Raw genomic sequence first — 19686 nt, 5'->3', positions numbered from 1 at the left:
GCGCGCAGCTGGGCCAGCGTGCGCGGGTCGGTCGGGTGCTGCCGGCGCCGGGCGATCTCGTCGACCCGGGTGAACGCGGCCAGCACGTCGGCGGCCGGCCCGAACAGGTTCAACCAGGCCATCCCGTCGGGCGCGGCCTCGAACGCCAGCCGCCGCTCCGCGGTGACCGCCCGTTTCCGGGCGCGGATGGAGTCGGGGTGCAGGCGTTCCCGCAACGCGACCGCTTTCCGGCGCAACTGACCGACCGGAAGGCGGAGTGCGTGCGGCAACACCGCCTCCTCGAACGCGGCCCGCACCTCGGCCGGCAGGGTGCCGGCCTGGTCGAGGATCACTTGCGCATGCCGGTAGCTGATCGTCCCGGCCTCCAACGCGGCCCGGGTGCCGGGCAGCTCGTGCAGGAGGGTCTGACTGTCGTCGATCAGCCGGGATGCGCTCGGCTGTGGCACCCGCAGCAGCGCGCCGATCTCGCTGACGAAGACCCGGTGCGCCCACTCGGCTCGTTCCGAGTCGGACATCACCGGGTTGCGCAGCACGAACTCGTCGGAGACCAGCGACCACCTCCGGGCCTCGTCGACGGCGCGGGCGCGGCGGGCGGAATGCACCGCCAGCTGCTTCTCCTCGGCCGCGACCACGTCGAGATATTCATTCAACCGGGCCGTGTACCCGGACTCCCGCCGCACGCCCTCGCCCGGGTCGTCGGGCAGCAGCGCGTCGACGAACCCCGGGAACTCGGCCGGAGACATCCCGAAGCGACACTCCAGCGGGTCACGGTCGGTGAACACCCCGAAGTCTTCGACCTCGTCGTGCAACAGCTCCAGCTGATCCATAACCCCAGCCAACCGGGCACCACCGACAGCGCGGCCGAAAACAGGACGGGGGTTGACAAATGGGGCTCATGCCGGGCTCTTTCGATTCTGACCACTTGCTCACGGTGTCGGGCACGGGGGCCGTTGATGCGGCCGACCCGTGGTGCTAGCGTTCCCGGTGAACGCGCACTGGCACGTCGCAAGGAGGCGATTGTGGCCGACACCGATGTCACCCAACCCAACGAATCTCGGCAGGAACACGAGCACCAGCTTCAGGCGGATGGGGTGAGCGCCGCCGGGTCGATCGTGATGGCCGTTGCCGGCAGCGCCCCGGCCTATTCGATCGCCGCGACGACGGCGACCCTGGTTGCCGTGGCCGGCTTGGCGAGCCCGGCGGCGCTGCTCTGGTGCGCACTGCCGATGCTCGGGATCGCCTGGGCATTCGCCTATCTCGGCCGAGCCGATGTCAACGCCGGCGCGGCGTATTCCTGGGTCGGCCGGGCGTTGCATCCGATTCTCGGATTTCTCTCGGGCTGGGCCCTCGTCGTCTCGGCCACCATCTTCATGGTCGCCGGCGCGTTGCCCGCCGGAGTGATGACCGTCGCGCTGTTCAGCCCGGAGAACACGGACAACGTGCCGCTGGTCACCGCTATCGGCGCCGTCTGGTTCCTGGTCATGGCGGCCTGCGTTCTCGTCGGCGTGCGCATTACGGCGCGAGCACAGTGGGTCATGACGTCGATCGAGGTCACCATCCTGGTGGTCTTTGCGATCGTCGCCATTGTGCACGCAATGTCCGGATCCGCGGCGGGTCCGGCCTTCTCCTGGGACTGGTTCGGCTTCAGTCACTTCAACGGGGTCGGCACTTTCGTCGCCGCCGCCTTGGTCGCCGCGTTCTATTACTGGGGTTGGGATGTCGCGGCGAACCTCAACGAAGAGACGAAGAACGGCAAGAAGGCGTCAGGCATCGGCGGACTCGTCGGGGTGATCATCGTGTTTCTCCTGTTCGAGATCTTCACGGTCGCGACGCTGGTGATTTTGCCGGCGGCGACGATCGAGGAGAACAGCGGCAACGTGCTGGCGGTGCTCGGCGACGCGATCTGGCCGGGCATCGGCGGCAAGATCCTGATCGTAGCCGTCATGCTCTCGACCATCGCCACGCTGGAGACAACGTTGATCCAGGTCACCCGCACGTTGTTCGCGATGGGTCGGGACAACACCATTCCCGCCGCGTTCGGTCACTCGCATCGCCGGTGGCGCACCCCGGCGTTCGCGACTCTGGTGGTGACCGGTGTTTCGGTCGTGCTGTTCATCGGTTCGAACTTCTTGGGCAGCGTCGGCGAGATTCTCAGTAACGCCATCAGCTCGATCGGGCTGCAGATCGCGTTCTACTACGCCCTGGCCGGGATTGCCGTGGTTGTCGCCTATCGCAAGGTGATCTTCACCTCGGTGAAGAACTTCATCTTCATCGGACTCTGGCCGGCGCTCGGTGCCCTGTTCATGGTGTGGATCTTCTTCGTCTCGATTCCCTCGCTCGACACGATTGTGATCGTCATCGGGCTCGGCGCACTCGCTCTCGGGATCGTGCCCATGATCATCTACTGGCGCAAGGGAGCCGCCTACTTCCGGCGCCGCCCGCTCGAGCTGCCGTCTGAGCTTGATGCGAAGGCGCCCGAGAACATCGACACGGGCGGCCCGAGCTAGGTTCCCGGCGTCAGGCCGTGAACTCCGAGCGGCGCGCACGTAGCTCCCGCATCGTTCCGTTGAGCGGCGAACCGGCGAACGGGAGATCCTCGAGACGGATGGCTGTGGCCGCCTTCAACGCGATCTGCTTGGCCGCCTGCGCAGCTTTTTGCGGCAGCCCCAGGCTGTCTGCAAACTCCTCCCAGTGCTTCGCTTTCAGATTCCGGGTCTTTCCGGAGAGAGAAAGCGCGAGGGTGTTGTCACCGTAAAGGAGGGTGCACGGAACGTCATAGACCGGGGCCATCGCGAATGCGCCGCTGTGATTGCCGAGGATCGACAGGTTCTTGGCGTGCAGGTCGCCGTTGCCGGTCAACCAGGCGAATGCGAATTGCAGGTACGCATTGCGGCGGGCGACAACCGGTGCAGCACAGAGGCGCGAGAGGGCGAAGGTGACCTCTTCCGCAGTGACGCCGTACTTGGCTGCCGGCGGCAGTCCCATCACCTGGGTTCCGTCTTCGAGGGGGAGCCGACCCCAGATCCCGTCAGCGCCTCGCGTGCGATCGAATCTCTCGACGAGCAGACCCGGCAGGTTGTTTCGGTCGGTGATGATCGTGGCTCGGGCGACCGGGATCTTCAGCCGGGCCGCTCCGGCCAGATGGGCGGCCTCGTTGGCGACCAGGTGCGGATGCTCCGGTGGGTCGAGCTTGAGAAGGTAGCGTTTGCCGGCGAGTGCGAGCGGTGTCGTCAACATGGAGGCGCTTGCCTTGTTCTGCACACCAGGGAGGCTGTGCAGGTCGACGGCGTCTGCGAGCGCGGCGAAGTCCAGATTGGCAGGATGCGACGGGTCAGCCAGCGAATCCGGCTCGAGCGGGTTTTCGCCGGCCGGCACGACTTGCACGTCACCGGGAGCATCTGCCCCCACCGCGAGGATGAGCGTCAGCTCGTCGGAGTAGCTGGTTTTCGCCGCATTCTTCAGAACTGAGAGGCGGTGTCCTTCAGGGAGTAGGCCGGCGAAGAATGGCGGCAGGGCGCCGGACGGGGCCTCGACGATGTCGGTAGAGAGCGGGAGCGACGCCGCAACCGGTGGAAGTCCGCTCGCGAGGTAGCCGGCACTATAGGAGAACTCGACTCCGCCGGAATCTGTCCGTCGCAGTCGCCCGGCGAGAGTCCCACTCTTGTAGACGTCGGCGTCGCGAAGGAATTTGAGCTGTTGAAGGTCACCGGCCATCAGTGCGCCTCCACCCGGAGGCCGAGCACGCGAGCCGCAGCAGTCACCGCGCGTAGAGAGGGGTTTCCGGTGGCCGTCTCAATCGCTCGAATTGTGCGTTCTGACGTCTCGGCAAGGTGGGCCAAATCCTCCTGCGTGAGCCCGGCGGACTTGCGGGCGCTGCGGATGCGTGCGGCGATCGCCTCAATATCGTTGATGTGACCCTCCCAAATCGGTAAGAAACTGCCGGTTCTGGCAGTCCCTTGGTTCAAGGATCACCTATAAATTCAATTTCGGCAATATATTTCCGAAAAGTGACGATCTCATCCCGCACGGCGAAGCCCCGTTGTGATTCGGCAGCATTCTGCCGGTTCTGCCGGTTCTGCCGGTTCTGCCGGTTCTGCCGATTCTGCTGGTTCTCTTCGGTCTCTCAGTGCGCGCGCGGCACGACGAAGTGCGTGATCCGGGCATCCCGGCCGTCGAGTTCGGCCCAGGGTGTCTCAGGTTCGAGCACGGTGAACGCACTCGTCGGATAGCGCGAGGTCGCGTCCATCTCCGCATCGTCGTCGGAGTCGGGGGAGGCCAGGTGGTCGACGAGTTCCTGCACGCCGGGCATATGGGCAATCACCAGCACGCAACGCGCAGTCTCCGGCTGGTGATTGATGACGGCGAGCATGCTGAGCGGTGCTGCCGCATAGAGCGCATCGTGCAACTCGGGGGCGGGAGCGTCATCTCCGAGTTCCGAGAGCACCCCCGCGCAAGTCTGCTGGGTTCGCGTCGCCGACGAGCAGAGGATGACGTCGGGCACGAGGTCGTGGTCGCGCAGCCACTCGCCGGCCAGGGCGGCTTCGGCGTGGCCGCGGGGGAGCAGCGGGCGATCGAAGTCGGGAACGCCGGGCGGCCAGTCTGACTTCGCATGCCGCATGATGACCAGTCGCTTCGGGGATTGCTCGCTCATGCCGCCAGCCTACGGCCGGACGCACCTCCCGCCCCTGTTATGCTGAACAGGTTGACAACCTTTAAGAGCCGTCCTGTGAGACGGGGAAGGGAGTCGGTTGATGGCGCGTACCGTGCTGCAGCAGGCTGATATTGCCCGAGCGTTGACTCGGATCTCCCACGAGATCCTGGAGTCCAATCGTGGCCCAGACAATCTCGTGATTCTCGGCATCCCGACCCGCGGCGTTCTTCTCGCCCAGCGGATCGCCGACACCATCGCCCGGATCGAACCGAGCGCGACCGACATTCAGGTCGGCTCACTCGACGTCACGATGTACCGTGACGACCTCGCGCACTCGCTGACGCGTACCCCGGCGCCCACCTCGGTTCCCGGCAGCATTGACGGCAAGACCGTGGTTCTGGTCGACGACGTGCTCTTCTCCGGTCGCACCATCCGGGCCGCCCTCGACGCTCTCGGCGATCACGGTCGCCCGCGCGCCGTGCGCCTCGCCGTGCTTGTCGACCGCGGTCACCGCGAACTGCCGATCCGCGCAGACTTCGTCGGCAAGAACCTGCCGAGCTCCACCGATGAGCGGATCAACGTTCACCTCGCAGAGGTCGACGGCGACGAGTTCGTGAGCATCGAAACCACACGCACTGAATCAACACCTGTCGAGTCCAGCTCGGCCACGACGAACGGGCGTGACGACGCATGAGGCACCTGCTCTCCACCAAGGGCATCGAGCGTGCCGAAGCGATCGGCCTGCTCGACATCGCTGAAGACATGGCGGATGTCGCCAACCGCGAAGTCAAGAAGCTTCCGACCCTGCGCGGCAAGACCGTCGTCAACCTCTTCTTCGAAGACTCCACCCGCACCCGCATCTCGTTCGAGGCGGCCGCCAAGCGCCTCTCGGCCGATGTGATCAACTTCAGCGCCAAGGGCTCGAGCGTCTCGAAGGGCGAAAGCCTGAAGGACACCGCGCAGACGCTGGCCGCGATGGGCGCCGACGGCGTCGTCATCCGCCACCACGCCTCCGGCGCACCGCAGGTGCTCGCCGCGAGCGGCTGGATCGACGCCGGCATCATTAACGCCGGCGACGGCACCCACGAGCACCCGACCCAGGCCTTTCTCGACGCGTTCACCATCCGCCGCCGCCTGCACGGCGCGGCCTCCCGCGGCAAGGACCTCGACGGGGTGAGCGTCACCATCGTCGGCGACATCCTGCACTCCCGGGTCGCCCGCTCGAACCTCTGGCTGCTCACCACCCTCGGCGCCGACGTCACGTTCGTCGCCCCGCCCACCCTGGTGCCGGCCGACCACTCGTCGTGGCCCGCCACCGTTGGATTCGACCTCGACGCCGCCGTCGACGCCGGGCCAGACGTGATCATGATGTTGCGCATTCAGGCTGAACGGATGCACGCCGCGTTTTTCCCCAGCAGCCGGGAGTATTCCCGCAACTGGGGTCTCGACGACGCGCGTTTCGGAAGGCTGCGTGCGGATAGCATTGTCATGCACCCCGGTCCGATGAATCGCGGCTTGGAAATCTCGTCGAAAGCGGCGGATTCCGCCCAGTCGAGTGTGCTTGAGCAGGTAACCAATGGTGTGTCGGTTCGGATGGCGGCACTGTATCTGCTGCTCTCCGGCGATCGGGAGGATTCATAGATGTCACATGAGCAAAACGAACGCTACCTCATTCGTGGAGCGACCCTGCCCGACGGCACGCGGTCTGACCTCGTGCTCGGGGACACGCGCATCCTCGAGATGGGCACCGGCCTCTCCGCTGCCGGCGCAACGGTCATCGACGCCGACGGCCTCGTCGCCCTGCCCGGCCTCGTCGACCTGCACACCCACCTGCGCGAGCCCGGCTACGAGCAGAGCGAAACCGTGCTCACCGGTAGCCAGGCCGCAGCGGTCGGCGGCTTCACGAGCGTCTTCGCGATGGCCAACACCTCCCCGGCGCAAGACACCGCCGGTGTGGTCGAGCAAGTTCTCGCCCTCGGCGAGCGGGCCGGCTACGTCACCGTGCAGCCCATCGGCGCCGTGACCGTCGGTCTCGCCGGCCAGAAACTCGCCGAGATCGGCGCCATGGCCGCCAGCCGCGCCACCGTGCGCGTCTTCTCCGACGACGGCTTCTGCGTCTCAGACCCGCTGCTCATGCGCCGCGCGCTCGAGTATGTCAAGGCGTTCGGCGGCGTCATCGCCCAGCACGCCCAGGAACCGCGCCTCACCGAAGGCGCCCAGATGAACGAGGGCGTCGTCTCGGCCGAGCTCGGCCTCACCGGCTGGCCGGCCGTCGCAGAAGAGTCGATCATCGCCCGCGATGTGTTGCTCGCCGAGCACGTCGGCTCCCGGCTGCATGTCTGCCACGTCTCTACCGCCGGTTCGGTCGACGTGATCCGCTGGGCCAAGGCCCGCGGCATCCAGGTCACCGCCGAAGTCAGCCCGCACCACCTGCTGCTCACCGAAGAACTGATCACGGGCTACGACGCCCGGTACAAGGTCAACCCGCCGCTGCGTCGCCGCGAAGACACCCTGGCCCTGCGCGCCGCCCTGGCCGACGGCACCATCGATATCGTCGCCACCGATCACGCGCCGCACCCCGTCGAGTCGAAGGACTGCGAATGGGATGCCGCCGCGAACGGCATGGTCGGTCTCGAATCGGCTCTGTCGGTCGTGCACGCCTCCGTCGTGGCCACCGGGCTGCTCGGCTGGTCTGACGTCGCCCGGGTGCTCTCGGCCACGCCGGCCCGCATCGGCGGCCTCTCCACGCAGGGGCAGCCGCTCGAAGTGGGCGCACCCGCCGAACTGACCCTCTACGACCCGGCCGCCAGCCGCGTCTTCGGCACCGGCGACCTCGCCGGCAAGGGCATCAACTCGCCCTACCTCGCCATGACCCTTCCGGGCCGCGTGCAGGCCACCTTCCACCGGGGCTATGCCACGGTGCTGGATGGCGCGCTGCGCGAGGCCGCCGAGATCGCAGCCCTCGCCGGCACCGTCAACGCAGGGGAGCTCAGCCGTGGATAAGGTTCTGCCCACCGTCATCGTCGTTGTTGTTCTGCTTCTGGTTCTCCTGCTCATGCTGCGCAGCTGGCGCCGACGCTCGCGTCGCGACGCCGGACTCTTCGGTGGCTACGAAGCTCCCGCCGCCAGCACAGAACTTGAGACCTCCACCGCGCTGTACGTTGCGACAACCCCCCGTGATGCTCCGCTGGAGCGCCTGGCCATTCGAGGCCTGGCATTCCGCGCTCGCGCCACACTGACCGTGACGGATGCCGGCGTGATCGTCGCTCCGAACGGGGAAGCCCCGGTGTTCATCCCGGTCTCCGCGCTTGAGCGTGTGACCGAGGCCACCTGGGCCATCGACCGCGCCGTCGAAACCGGCGGGCTCCTGCTGATCGGCTGGAAGCTGAACGCTCCAGAAGCGTCCGCCACGGCTCCCTCTTCGGCGGTACCTTCGACCACTGCACCGTCGACCACTGCACCGTCAACCACCGTGACCACCAGCGTCGACAGTTACTTCCGCATCACCGACCCGGCTGACCGGGTTCGGATCGTTGCAGCCCTTCGAACCATCGCTCCCGAGGCCACCGGCCCGGATCTCTCCACCGAAAGTGAGGCGTAGCGTGAGCTACTCAGCCAGCAACCGAACCATTACCGACCGAGCTGCTCCGGCCGTGCTCGTGCTGGAAGACGGCAAGCGATTCGTCGGAAAGGCATACGGCGCACGTGGCCAGACCCTGGGCGAGCTCGTCTTCGCGACCGGTATGACCGGCTACCAGGAGACGCTGACCGATCCGTCCTACGCCGGCCAGATCGTGCTGATGACCGCGCCGCACATCGGCAACACCGGCGCCAACGATGACGACATGGAATCGCGCCGCATCTGGGTGTCGGGCTTCGTCGTACGCGAGCCCTCCCGCGTCGTGTCCAACTTCCGGTCGCAGCGGAGCCTTGACTCCGACCTCGAGACCGGGGGAGTCGTCGGCATCAGCGGCATCGACACCCGCGCGATCACGCGTCACATCCGCTCGGCGGGTTCCATGCGTTCTGGCATCTTCTCCGGAGCGGACTTCGACCTGTCCGAGGCCGAGCAGCTTGAGCGTGTGCAGAACGCGGCGAACATGGCGGGCCGCAACCTTTCCGACGAGGTCTCGACGGTCGACCCGTTCTCGCTTCCCGCGCAGGGCGAGCGCATCGGCTCCGTCGCCGTGCTCGACCTCGGCGTGAAGACCTCGACCCTCAACTTCCTCGCCGAGCGCGGCTTCGAGGTTCTCGTGCTGCCGCAGACGGTGACCGCCGAAGACGTCTTGTCGCTGAAGCCCGACGCGCTGTTCTTCTCGAACGGTCCCGGCGACCCCGCCGCCTCCGACGCCCACGTCGCCCTGCTGCAGGAATGCCTCCGCGCCGGCCTGCCGTACTTCGGCATCTGCTTCGGCAACCAGCTGCTCGGCCGCGCACTCGGCTTCCGCACCTACAAGCTGCCGTTCGGTCACCGCGGAATCAACCAGCCGGTGCTCGACAAGTCGACCGGTCGCGTCGAGATCACCTCGCAGAACCACGGTTTCGCCGTCGACATGCCGATCGAGGGCGTGCACGAGTCCCGTACGGGCTTCGGCAACGTCGAAGTGAGCCACTACAGCCTCAACGACAACGTGGTCGAAGGCATCCGTTGCCTCGACATTCCCGCGTTCAGCGTGCAGTACCACCCCGAGTCTGCGGCCGGCCCGCACGACGCCAACTACCTTTTTGATCGATTCAGGGAGATGGTGCTTGCCCAGACGGCAACCACCGGAGCAGGAGACGCCCAGTAATGCCCAAGCGCGACGATATCAACAGCGTCCTTGTCATCGGCTCCGGCCCGATCGTCATCGGTCAGGCCTGCGAGTTCGACTACTCAGGCACCCAGGCGTGCCGCGTGCTCCGCGAAGAGGGGGTGCGCGTCATCCTGGTCAACTCCAACCCGGCCACGATCATGACCGACCCCGATTTCGCCGACGCCACCTACATCGAGCCGATCACCGCGGAGATCCTCGAGACGATCATCGCCAAGGAACGTCCCGACGCAATCCTGCCGACCCTCGGCGGCCAGACCGCGCTGAACGCGGCCATGCAGCTGCACGAGCTCGGCATCCTCGAGAAGTACAACGTCGAATTGATCGGCGCGAAGTTCGAGGCCATCCAAAAGGGTGAAGACCGTCAGATCTTCAAGGAGCTCGTGCTCGCAGCCGGCGCCGATGTCGCCCGCTCGCACATCGCTCACACGGTCGAAGAGGCCGTCGGTTTCGCCGCCGACCTCGGCTACCCGATGGTCGTTCGACCCTCCTTCACGATGGGCGGCCTCGGGTCCGGCTTCGCCTACAACGAAGCAGAACTGCGCCGCATCGTCGGCGACGGCCTGCACCAGAGCCCGACCAGTGAGGTGCTGCTCGAAGAGTCGATCCTCGGCTGGAAAGAGTACGAACTCGAAATGATGCGCGACACGGCGGACAACACCGTCGTCGTCTGCTCGATCGAGAACGTCGACCCGGTCGGCGTGCACACCGGCGACTCGATCACCGTTGCCCCCGCGCTGACCCTGACCGACCGCGAGTACCAGAAGCTGCGCGACATCTCGATCGACATCATCCGTGCGGTCGGTGTCGACACCGGTGGCTGCAACATCCAGTTCGCGATCGACCCGTCCAACGGCCGCATCATTGTGATCGAGATGAACCCGCGCGTCTCGCGCTCCTCGGCTCTGGCCAGCAAGGCCACCGGTTTCCCGATCGCCAAGATCGCCGCCAAGCTTGCCCTCGGCTACCGTCTCGACGAGATCCCCAACGACATCACCAAGGTCACCCCGGCCAGCTTCGAGCCCACGCTCGATTACGTGGTTGTCAAGGTTCCCCGTTTCGCGTTCGAGAAGTTCCCGGCCGCCGACGCCCGCCTGACCACCACCATGAAATCGGTCGGCGAGGCCATGGCCATCGGCCGCAACTACGCCTCCGCCCTGCAGAAGGCCCTGCGTTCGCTCGAGAAGCGCGGCTCCTCGTTCCACTGGGGAACCGAAGACCGCACCCTCGACGAGCTGCTCGTCGCCGCCGAGATCCCCACCGACGGCCGCATCGTCACCGTGCAGCAGGCGTTCCGGAAGGGCGCCACAATTGAGCAGCTGTTCGAAGCCACGAAGATCGACCCGTGGTTCCTCGACCAGATCGTGCTGATCAACGAGGTGGCCGACGCCGTCGCCGCCTCAGAGACCCTCGACACCGACATCCTGCGCCTCGCCAAGGACCACGGTTTCTCCGACGCCCAGATCGGCGAGCTGCGCGGTTTCGGTGAAGCGGATGTCCGCAAGGTGCGTCACATCCTCGGCGTGCGCCCGGTCTTCAAGACCGTCGACACCTGTGCCGGCGAGTTCCCCGCTGCGACGCCGTACCACTACTCGAGCTACGACCAGGAGACCGAGGTCACGCCGAGCGACCGCAAGAAGGTCGTCATCCTCGGTTCCGGCCCGAACCGCATCGGTCAGGGCGTCGAGTTCGACTACTCCTGCGTGCACGCCTCGTTCGCGCTGTCGGATGCCGGCTACGAGACCATCATGATCAACTGCAACCCGGAGACGGTCTCGACCGACTACGACACCAGTGATCGCCTTTACTTCGAGCCGCTGACGCTCGAAGACGTGCTCGAGATCATCCACGCCGAAAGCCAGAGCGGCGAGCTCGTCGGTGTCGTCGTGCAGCTCGGCGGCCAGACCGCACTCGGCCTGGCCAAGGGCCTGAAGGCTGAAGGCATCCCGATCCTCGGCACCACCCCCGAAGCGATCGACCTGGCTGAGGAGCGCGGAGAGTTCTCGCGCATCCTTGACGAAGCCGGCCTGCTGGCTCCGCGCAACGGCACGGCCACCGACTACACCGGTGCCGTCGTCGTGGCCGAGGAGATCGGCTACCCGGTTCTCGTGCGCCCCAGCTACGTGCTCGGCGGACGCGGCATGGAGATCATCTACGACAGCCCCTCGCTGGCCGACTACTTCACCCGGATGGCCGGTCAGGGCATCATCGGCCCGTCGCACCCGCTGCTGGTCGACCGCTTCCTCGACGACGCCATCGAAATCGATGTCGACGCCATCTACGACGGTCACGAGCTGTACATCGGCGGCGTGATGGAGCACATCGAGGAGGCCGGCATCCACTCCGGTGACTCCAGTTGCACCCTGCCCCCCGTCACCCTCGGCCGCGCCGAGATCGACCGGGTGCGCGACGCCACCTTGGCCATCGCCCAGGGCATCGGCGTGCGCGGCCTGCTGAACGTGCAGTTCGCGATCGGCGCCGGCGTGCTCTACGTGCTCGAAGCCAACCCGCGTGCTTCCCGCACCGTGCCGTTCGTCGCCAAGGCGCTCGGCATCACCCTGGCCAAGGCCGCCTCGCTGATCATGGTCGGCCGCACCATCGCCGAGATGAAGGCCGACGGCATGCTGCCGTTGATCGACGGCTCCCGTGTGCCGCTCGACGCCCCGGTTGCCGTGAAGGAAGCCGTGCTGCCGTTCAAGCGCTTCCGCACCCCGGCCGGCGACGTCGTCGACTCCGTGCTCGGCCCGGAGATGCGCTCCACCGGTGAGGTCATGGGCATCGACCGCGACTTCCCGCGTGCATTCGCCAAGAGCCAGATGGCCGCCTACGGCGGAATGCCGCTGACCGGCACCGTGTTCGTCTCGGTCTCCGACCGCGACAAGCGCGCCATCATCCTGCCCGTGCTGCGTTTGAAGCAGCTCGGCTACGAGATCATGGCCACCGAGGGAACCGCTCTTGTGCTGAAGCGCAACGGAATCGACGCGCAGGTCGTTCGCAAGTTCAGCGAGCCGCTCGACGGCGAACTGTCGATCGTCGACCTGATCCGTCGCGAAGAGGTCGACGTGGTCATCAACACGCCCGGTGGTCGCACCGCACGTGCCGACGGCTACGAGATCCGTGCGGCCGCCGTCGCCGGTGACCTGCCGCTGTTCACGACGATCGCCGAACTCGCTGCCGCTGTGGCCTCGATCGACGCCATCCGTGAAGGCTTCGAAGTCACGTCGCTGCAGGAATATGCGATCACGCGCGAGGCTGCCCTGTGACCGACGGAACACTGAGCGTCCCGGTGCAGTCCGACGTCTTGTCGTTCGGCGATCGTCTGTCTCAGACGTTTGCCGACCACGGCCAGCTTTGCGTCGGCATTGACCCGCACTCCTGGTTGCTTTCCGACTGGAATCTGCCCGACACCGCCGACGGTGCCGAGTCGTTCGGCCGCACGGTTGTCGCCGCTGCGGCCGGGCAGGCCGGCATCGTCAAACCACAGGTGGCGTTCTTCGAGCGCTTCGGTTCGGCGGGATTCATCGCCCTCGAACGGGTGTTGGCCGATGCCAGGGCCGCCGGATTGCTCGTGATCGGTGACGCCAAGCGCGGCGACCTCGGCACGAGCGTCGAAGCCTACGCCAACGCCTGGCTGAGTCCCGGCTCGTCGCTCGAAGTCGACGCGCTCACCATGAGCAGCTACATGGGTGTCGGCTCGCTCGACACCGCGATCACCGTGGCCCGGCGATTCGGCAAGGGATTGTTCCTGTTGGCCGCCACCTCCAACCCCGAGGGCGCAGTACTTCAGCGCGCCATCGTGGGGGAGGGCGCGCACGCCGGCACGAGTGTTGCTCGTGCCGTTCTCGATGACGTGGCCGAGCGCAACGCCGAGAGCGATTCCGGTGCGATCGGGTCGCTGGGCGTTGTGCTCGGCGCCACGGTCGATCTGGCCAGTTTCGGCATCGACGTTGACGCCGCGCCGACGCGTGCACTGACCCCGGTGCTCGCACCCGGGTTCGGGCATCAGGGCGCGCAACTTTCTGAATTGAACGCCCTCTTCGGGGGTTATGCACCAGGCGTTATCCTGAGTGAATCGCGCAGCATCCTCTCCGCCGGACCCGACCGGCTCACCGAGACGATCACGCAACGAGTAGCGGAAGCAGGATCTGCCCGTGGCTGAGAAGCATTCCACCCCACCCGACGTCGACCGGGTCGCCGCCTCACGGGCCGCCGTCGCCGCACGTCGTGCGCGCGCCGCGGTGAAGGCCTCGGTGGCCGCCCGTGAACGCACCCCACTCGACGTTCTGGCCGCGGCAACCGCCGAACCCAACGGAGTCGAAGGTCGCCTGCGGGTGACCGAGCTGCTCACCAGCATCCCAGCCATCGGGGTCACCAAGATGCAACGCATCATGGAGCAGCAGGGCATCTCGCCGTCGAAGCGGCTCGGCGGCCTGGGCACGCACCAGCGCGTGCGGCTTCACGACTTCCTCAGCGGCCTCGAGGCTTCGCGGCGTTCGACCACAGCGCCGAGCGCTGCTGCGTCGAGTACTGCAGCGTCGACGTCCGCCGACTCTGCCGCCGCCGAATCGGGACTTCTCGTTCTGGCCGGCCCGACCGCGGTCGGCAAGGGAACAGTGGCCGGGTACATCCGGGAAAACTATCCGAACGTGCTGCTCTCGGTCTCGGCCACCACCCGCAAGCCGCGCCCCGGCGAGGTCGAAGGCGTGAGTTACTTCTTCGTCGATGACGAAGAATTCGACCGGATGGTCGAGGCCGGCGAACTGCTCGAATGGGCGACGGTTCACAACGCCTACCGCTACGGCACTCCGCGGGGGCCGGTCGAACAGGCCATCGCCGACGGCAACAGTGTGCTGCTGGAGATCGATTTGCAGGGCGCCCGGTCGGTTCGAGCGGCCATGCCGGAGGCGAAACTCGTCTTTCTGCTTCCTCCCAGCTGGGAAGAACTTGTGCGTCGACTGATCGGTCGCGGCACCGAGGATTCCGCGGAACAGACCCGTCGTCTCGACACTGCACGGCTTGAATTGGCTGCTCAGGACGAGTTCGATTACCGTGTCGTGAACCACACCGTGGCCGACGCGGCGCGCGAGGTCGTAGACTTGATGCAGATTCCTACGGATTCCGCGCGCCCATAAGCGCATTGGCATTCGTATCCGCGTCGCTTTCGACGCCTGATCCACTTGAAATTGCGCATCTGCGCGACCTGCTCTGAAGGAGTGAGACACCAATGGCCACCAAGCCCGCTGGCATCATTGACCCGCCCATCGACGACCTGCTCTCCAAGGTTGACTCGAAGTACGCCCTGGTGATCTTCGCCTCCAAGCGTGCTCGTCAGATCAACGACTACTACGCAGACCTTCACGAAGGCAGCCTGTTCGACAACGTCGGCCCGCTCGTCGACTCGACGGTCGACGACAAGCCGTTGTCCGTCGCGCTGCGCGAAATCAACGAGGACAAGCTCACCTCGAAGCCCATCGTCGAGTAACTTCTCTCGTGAGCTTCACTGATTCAATTTCACTGAGCTCATCCACTACACCGAGGCGCGCATAATGTCGTCAGCTCCCAGGATTGTCGTCGGTATCACCGGCGGCATCGCTGCGTATAAGGCTGTCAATGTTGTGCGCGCCTTTGTGTTGCGCGGATTCGACGTGCACGTCGTCGCCACCGAGGCGGCGTTGCGTTTCGTCGGCACGCCCACCCTCGAGGCGATCTCGCGCAACCCGGTCTACACCGGGCTGTACGACGGCGTTTCCGAGGTGCGCCATGTGGCGATCGGGCAATCCGCCGACCTGATCGTGATCGCTCCGGCCACCGCCAACTCGATCGCCAAGCTCGCCGCCGGCCTCGCCGATGATCTGCTCGGCAACACGATCCTCGCCAGCACCGCGCCGCTCGTGATCGCACCGGCGATGCACACCGAGATGTGGAACAACGCGGCCACCGTCGCCAACGTGGCCACCCTCCGTTCCCGCGGCGTCACGATCGTTGGCCCGGGCGTCGGTGCGCTGACCGGCACGGATGTCGGCCCCGGCCGCATGGAAGAGCCGGAGACGATTGTCGAAGTGGCGTTGGCTACCCTCGCTGCGGCATCCGGACTCACCGCGCCGGTCCTGTCGCTTGACGGCTTCGCATCCGGCGACCTGACCGGTCGACGCTACGTCATCAGTGCCGGCGGAACCCGCGAACCGCTTGACCCGGTGCGCTTCCTCGGCAATCGTTCGAGCGGCAAGCAAGGCGTCGCGCTCGCGCGGGCCGCTGCCGACCGAGGTGCACAGGTGACGTTGATCGCCGCGCATCTCGAAGTGGACGTCCCCGCCGGCATCGACGTCGTGCGCGTCTCCAGCGCCCTCGACCTCGACACGGCGATGCGGGAGCAAGCCCCGACGGCCGATGTCGTGATCATGGCCGCCGCCGTGGCCGACTACCGCCCGGTGACGGTGGCGACCGGCAAGATCAAGAAAGAGCAGGCGGGCGACACGCTCACGCTCGACCTGGTCAAGAACCCCGACATTCTCGCGGCGCTGTCCGCCGCCAAAGTCCCCGGCCAGATCGTGGTCGGCTTCGCCGCCGAGACCGAACCCGACACCGATGCGCTGCTGGCGCTCGGCCAGGCGAAGATCGCGCGCAAAGGCTGCGACTACCTTGTGGTGAACCGGGTCGGGTGGACCGAGGGCTTTGCGTCAGATGACAACGTCGTGATCGTGCTCGATGCGACCGGAGCTATAGTGAATGAGGCTTCCGGAAGCAAGCTTTCGGTGGCCAATCGCATCCTCGACGTCATCGCCCAGGGCGCCGTCTAGCAGCAGCTCGCTGCGAGAACGGCTCGGCGTGGCCCGGCTGCGACTCGCTGTTTTCATACCCACTATTTTCACTTTCAGCTTTTGACAAAGACGGGCCAGATGAGCGACCTTCGCCTCTTCACATCAGAATCAGTCACCGAGGGACACCCGGACAAGATCTGTGACCAGATCTCCGACAGCATCCTCGACGCGCTGCTGACCGAAGACCCGCAGAGCCGGGTCGCCGTGGAGACCCTCGTCACGACCGGGCTCGTGCATGTCGCCGGCGAGGTGACCACCGAAGCGTACGTCGAGATCCCGTCGATCGTGCGCAAATGCATCACCGACATCGGTTACAACTCCAGCGACGTCTGGTTCGACGGCCGCTCCTGCGGCGTCTCCATCTCGATCGGCGGCCAGTCGCCCGACATCGCCCAGGGCGTCGACAACGCGTTCGAGTCACGGGTCGAGTCGAGCACCGACGACTTCGACAAGCAGGGCGCCGGCGACCAGGGCATCATGTTCGGCTACGCCACCCGGGAGACCCCCGAGCTGATGCCGATTCCGATCTGGATCGCCCACCGCCTCGCCGAGCGCCTCGCTGCCGTGCGCAAGACCGGCCAGCTCGACTACCTGCGCCCCGACGGCAAGACCCAGGTCACGATCGGCTACGACGGAATCATTCCGCGCACCGTCGAAACAGTTGTCGTCTCGACCCAGCACTCGCCGACGGTGTCGAACGAGACGCTGCGCGCCGAGGTCAACGAGCTCGTCATCCGCCCGGTTCTTGAGCGCATCGACCTCGACGCCTCGGGCCTGACCACCTTGATCAACCCCACCGGTCGCTTCGAAATCGGCGGCCCGCAGGGGGACGCCGGCCTGACCGGTCGCAAAATCATCATCGACACCTACGGCGGAGCCAGCCGTCACGGCGGCGGTGCGTTCAGCGGCAAGGACCCGTCGAAGGTCGACCGTTCGGCCGCCTACGCCATGCGCTGGGTGGCGAAGAACGCCGTCGCCGCCGGGCTGGCCGAGCGTCTTGAGGTTCAGATCGCCTACGCGATCGGCAAGGCCGCGCCGGTCGGCTTCTACGTCGAGACTTTCGGCACCGGGGTGATGAGCGACAAGGACATCACTCGCGCTCTGCAGGAGGTGTTCGACCTGCGTCCGGCAGCGATCATCCGCGATCTCGACCTGCTGCGCCCGATCTACGCCCAGACGGCGGCCTACGGCCACTTCGGTCGCGAACTCCCCGACTTCACCTGGGAGCGCCTCGACCGCGTCGACGACCTGCGTAGCGCAGCCGGCCTGTAACGATGGCGGGCCTCTAGCTATGGCGGGGTCCAGCCTCGTCGCGCGGGTGCTCATCGACTCGCCGCTCCCGCAGCTCGACCACCTTTTCGACTATCGCATTCCGGAGGAGCTCGCCGATCTGGCGCTCCCCGGGGTGCGGGTCACGGTGCCATGGCGGTCCGCCGGCCGCACCATCGACGGCTATCTGGTCGAGGTGTTCGATCCGGCCGCTGCAGCGGCCGAGGGCGCCGACGAGTTCCACGGAACCCTGAGTCCGATCGAGTCGGTCGTGTCGAGCGTTTCGGTGCTGACAGAACCCGTGTACCGCCTGGCCCGACGCCTCGCCGACCGGGCCGCCGGCAACGCGAACGACATCATCCGGCTCGCTGTTCCCGGGCGGCAGGTGCGTGTGGAGAAGGCGTGGTTGGCCGCGAACGCGCCGCAAGCGGATGCGGCGCCGACCGGTGAGACGGAGGTTGGGGTCGAGGGGGCTGTCGAACCGGCGGTTGCCGAGGCCGTGGCTGGACAACCGGCGACTGGTGCGCCCGCACACTCACGATTCGCCGACTACCCCGCGGACGCCCTCGATACGGTGCTGGCCGAAAAGGGCCGCCGCGCTGTCTCAGCGGTGCCGCGCTTGGTGCGCCTGGCCGACGGCCGCACGATCGGGCACTGGGCGCAGACGCTCGCCGAACTCGCCGTGCACACCCACTCGCTCGGGCGCACCGCGATTCTCGTCGTGCCCGACTTTCGCGACCAGGATCAGGTGCTGGCGGCGCTCGAGCAACTCGCTCCCGCCGAATCGGTCAGCCGGGTCGACGCCCGGCAAAGCAATCCCGATCGCTACCGGGCGTTCTTGGCCTGCCTCGGCGACGCCCCGCGGATCATCCTCGGCAACCGCTCGGCCGTCTACGCACCGGCACGCGACCTGGGCCTGATCGCGCTCTGGGACGACGGCGACCCCCTGCACGCGGAGCCGCTCAGCCCCTACGTTCATGCCCGCGACGCCGCTTTGGTGCGCCAGGAGCAGTCGGGCTCCGCCCTCGTCTTTCTCAGCCATGCCCGCAGCGTCGAGGTGCAACGTCTCGTCGCGCTCGGCTGGCTCGGGGAGGTGCACCCCACCAAGAACATTCATCCGCGGGTGATCCCGACCGACTACCAGGGCGAGCCCGACCCGCAGGCGCGGGCGGCGCGCATCCCGACCGCCGCGTGGCAGGCCGCAAAAGCGGCGATTGCGACCGGGCCGGTGCTCGTGCAGGTGTCGACTCCCGGCTATGCGCCGATGCTGGCCTGCCAGACGTGCAAGAAGGCGGCCAGGTGCACCCACTGTCAGGGCCCGCTCGCCCTGGCGTCGGCGAATGCCACCCCGGCCTGCCGCTGGTGCGGCGCGCTGGCGGCCGAGTGGCGTTGCGTGCATTGCGAGGGTCACACGCTGCGGGTCATGTCGGTTGGGTCGGGGCGCACCGCCGAAGAGCTCGGGCGCGCGTTCCCCGGCTCGCGGGTCATTCTCGCCGACGGCGACCACCTCGTGCAGCACCTCGGCGCCGAGCCGGCCCTCGTCATCGCGACGCGGGGCGCCGAACCCACTCCGACCGGCGGCTATCACGCCATCCTGCTGCTCGACGGCGAACGGATGCTGGCGCGGGAGTCGCTGCGCGTCGGGGAAGACCTGCTGCGGTCCTGGTCGAACACGGCGGCCCTGGCGGCACCCGGTGCATCGGTCGTGTTGGTCGGGGTCGGGGGAGAGATCGCTCGGGCGCTCAACAACTGGCGTGCCGACGCGTTCGCCCAATCGGAACTCGATGACCGACGCCTGCTGCGATTCCCGCCGGCGGTGCGTGTCGCCTCCGTCACCGGCACTGTCGACGACGTCACCCGTGCGCTCGTCGAGGTCGAAACGATCGCCGGTGTCGACGTGCTCGGCCCGGTCACGACGGAGGCTCCGCTCGTGCGGGCGATCGTGCGGTTCGCCTATGCGGGTGGTGACGAGGTGGCGCGGGTGCTGAAGGCGCACATCGTGCAGAACGCCACCAAGCGTCGTGCGCCGAAGGGCGGCTCGTTCCGTCCGGCCCCGACGCTCAAGGTGCGGTTCGATGATCCGGAGCTGATCTAGCTTTGCGCAGGTGGCGGAACTGCCGTTTTCCCTCATGAGCTT

17 protein-coding genes are annotated in these 19686 nt (G+C 66.9%); 13 read left to right on the top strand and 4 right to left on the bottom strand.

Going from position 1 to position 19686, the window contains the following annotated elements; translation table 11 throughout:
* A partial coding sequence (locus AC1DCF_RS16445) for a DUF222 domain-containing protein (RefSeq protein ID WP_477211935.1) occupies positions 1-827 on the bottom strand: 827 nt, incomplete at its 3' end.
* Positions 828-1019: 192 nt separating this feature from the next.
* Between AC1DCF_RS16445 and AC1DCF_RS16440 the strand changes: the two genes are divergently transcribed.
* Positions 1020-2507, top strand: a complete 1488-nt coding sequence (locus AC1DCF_RS16440) for an APC family permease (RefSeq protein WP_477211934.1) — start codon at positions 1020-1022, stop codon at positions 2505-2507.
* A gap of 10 nt (positions 2508-2517) precedes the next feature.
* Here AC1DCF_RS16440 and AC1DCF_RS16435 read toward each other — a convergent pair whose 3' ends face one another.
* From AC1DCF_RS16435 to AC1DCF_RS16425, 3 genes are all read right to left on the bottom strand, one after another.
* A complete protein-coding gene (locus AC1DCF_RS16435) occupies positions 2518-3714 on the bottom strand; it encodes a type II toxin-antitoxin system HipA family toxin (protein WP_477211933.1) in 1197 nt (398 codons plus the stop codon).
* Positions 3714-3965: a helix-turn-helix transcriptional regulator gene (locus tag AC1DCF_RS16430; protein WP_477211932.1), complete on the bottom strand. Its 252-nt coding sequence runs from the start codon at positions 3963-3965 to the stop codon at positions 3714-3716. Before AC1DCF_RS16430 ends, AC1DCF_RS16435 begins: the two co-directional genes overlap by 1 nt.
* Before the next feature lie 158 nt (positions 3966-4123).
* The gene (locus AC1DCF_RS16425) at positions 4124-4651 is read right to left on the bottom strand and encodes a SixA phosphatase family protein (RefSeq protein WP_477211931.1); all 528 of its coding nucleotides are present in this window, start codon (positions 4649-4651) and stop codon (positions 4124-4126) included.
* A gap of 97 nt (positions 4652-4748) precedes the next feature.
* Here AC1DCF_RS16425 and pyrR point away from each other — a divergent pair, with 97 nt between their 5' ends.
* The 12 genes from pyrR (at position 4749) to AC1DCF_RS16365 (ending at position 19644) form a co-directional block, all read left to right on the top strand.
* Complete coding sequence (gene pyrR, locus AC1DCF_RS16420) at positions 4749-5345, top strand: bifunctional pyr operon transcriptional regulator/uracil phosphoribosyltransferase PyrR (RefSeq protein ID WP_477211930.1); 597 nt, start codon at positions 4749-4751, stop codon at positions 5343-5345.
* Positions 5342-6292 (top strand): aspartate carbamoyltransferase catalytic subunit, encoded by a 951-nt coding sequence (locus AC1DCF_RS16415; protein ID WP_477211929.1) that lies wholly within the window; start codon positions 5342-5344, stop codon positions 6290-6292. The genes pyrR and AC1DCF_RS16415 overlap by 4 nt, the downstream gene beginning before the upstream one ends.
* Positions 6293-7654, top strand: a complete 1362-nt coding sequence (locus tag AC1DCF_RS16410) for a dihydroorotase (RefSeq protein ID WP_477211928.1) — start codon at positions 6293-6295, stop codon at positions 7652-7654.
* A complete protein-coding gene (locus tag AC1DCF_RS16405) occupies positions 7647-8252 on the top strand; it encodes a PH-like domain-containing protein (protein WP_477211927.1) in 606 nt (201 codons plus the stop codon). The genes AC1DCF_RS16410 and AC1DCF_RS16405 overlap by 8 nt, the downstream gene beginning before the upstream one ends.
* A 1-nt stretch (position 8253) precedes the next feature.
* On the top strand, positions 8254-9441 hold the full coding sequence (gene carA / locus AC1DCF_RS16400; RefSeq protein ID WP_477211926.1) for a glutamine-hydrolyzing carbamoyl-phosphate synthase small subunit: 1188 nt from the start codon (positions 8254-8256) through the stop codon (positions 9439-9441).
* Positions 9441-12725 (top strand): carbamoyl-phosphate synthase large subunit, encoded by a 3285-nt coding sequence (gene carB / locus AC1DCF_RS16395; RefSeq protein WP_477211925.1) that lies wholly within the window; start codon positions 9441-9443, stop codon positions 12723-12725. The genes carA and carB overlap by 1 nt, the downstream gene beginning before the upstream one ends.
* The gene (gene pyrF / locus AC1DCF_RS16390; RefSeq protein ID WP_477211924.1) at positions 12722-13621 is read left to right on the top strand and encodes an orotidine-5'-phosphate decarboxylase; all 900 of its coding nucleotides are present in this window, start codon (positions 12722-12724) and stop codon (positions 13619-13621) included. Before carB ends, pyrF begins: the two co-directional genes overlap by 4 nt.
* The gene (gene gmk / locus AC1DCF_RS16385) at positions 13614-14594 is read left to right on the top strand and encodes a guanylate kinase (protein ID WP_477211923.1); all 981 of its coding nucleotides are present in this window, start codon (positions 13614-13616) and stop codon (positions 14592-14594) included. Before pyrF ends, gmk begins: the two co-directional genes overlap by 8 nt.
* Positions 14595-14686: 92 nt before the next feature.
* Entirely contained in the window at positions 14687-14944 is a 258-nt protein-coding gene (gene rpoZ / locus AC1DCF_RS16380) for a DNA-directed RNA polymerase subunit omega (protein ID WP_345062487.1), read from the top strand.
* Positions 14945-15008: 64 nt separating this feature from the next.
* Positions 15009-16259 carry a bifunctional phosphopantothenoylcysteine decarboxylase/phosphopantothenate--cysteine ligase CoaBC gene (gene coaBC / locus AC1DCF_RS16375; RefSeq protein WP_477211922.1) on the top strand — a complete coding sequence of 417 codons (1251 nt, stop codon included), beginning with the start codon at positions 15009-15011 and terminating at the stop codon, positions 16257-16259.
* A gap of 99 nt (positions 16260-16358) precedes the next feature.
* Positions 16359-17552 carry a methionine adenosyltransferase gene (metK, locus tag AC1DCF_RS16370; RefSeq protein WP_441789905.1) on the top strand — a complete coding sequence of 398 codons (1194 nt, stop codon included), beginning with the start codon at positions 16359-16361 and terminating at the stop codon, positions 17550-17552.
* Between the two features lie 19 nt (positions 17553-17571).
* Positions 17572-19644, top strand: a complete 2073-nt coding sequence (locus AC1DCF_RS16365) for a primosomal protein N' family DNA-binding protein (RefSeq protein ID WP_477211921.1) — start codon at positions 17572-17574, stop codon at positions 19642-19644.
* Positions 19645-19686: the final 42 nt, after the last annotated feature.

Source organism: Leifsonia sp. 10L418 (assembly GCF_056395445.1).
This window is presented reverse-complemented; position numbering and strand designations above follow the sequence as displayed.

Excerpts from the sequence above, each read along its gene's own strand:
- coaBC (WP_477211922.1), top strand. The coding sequence starts at position 15,009 with ATGTCGTCAGCTCCCAGGATTGTCGTCGGTATCACCGGCGGCATCGCT.
- carB (WP_477211925.1), top strand. The coding sequence starts at position 9,441 with ATGCCCAAGCGCGACGATATCAACAGCGTCCTTGTCATCGGCTCCGGC.
- metK (WP_441789905.1), top strand. The coding sequence starts at position 16,359 with ATGAGCGACCTTCGCCTCTTCACATCAGAATCAGTCACCGAGGGACAC.
- AC1DCF_RS16415 (WP_477211929.1), top strand. The coding sequence starts at position 5,342 with ATGAGGCACCTGCTCTCCACCAAGGGCATCGAGCGTGCCGAAGCGATC.
- AC1DCF_RS16365 (WP_477211921.1), top strand. The coding sequence starts at position 17,572 with ATGGCGGGGTCCAGCCTCGTCGCGCGGGTGCTCATCGACTCGCCGCTC.
- AC1DCF_RS16435 (WP_477211933.1), bottom strand. The coding sequence starts at position 3,714 with ATGGCCGGTGACCTTCAACAGCTCAAATTCCTTCGCGACGCCGACGTC.
- AC1DCF_RS16410 (WP_477211928.1), top strand. The coding sequence starts at position 6,293 with ATGTCACATGAGCAAAACGAACGCTACCTCATTCGTGGAGCGACCCTG.
- rpoZ (WP_345062487.1), top strand. The coding sequence starts at position 14,687 with ATGGCCACCAAGCCCGCTGGCATCATTGACCCGCCCATCGACGACCTG.
- AC1DCF_RS16425 (WP_477211931.1), bottom strand. The coding sequence starts at position 4,651 with ATGAGCGAGCAATCCCCGAAGCGACTGGTCATCATGCGGCATGCGAAG.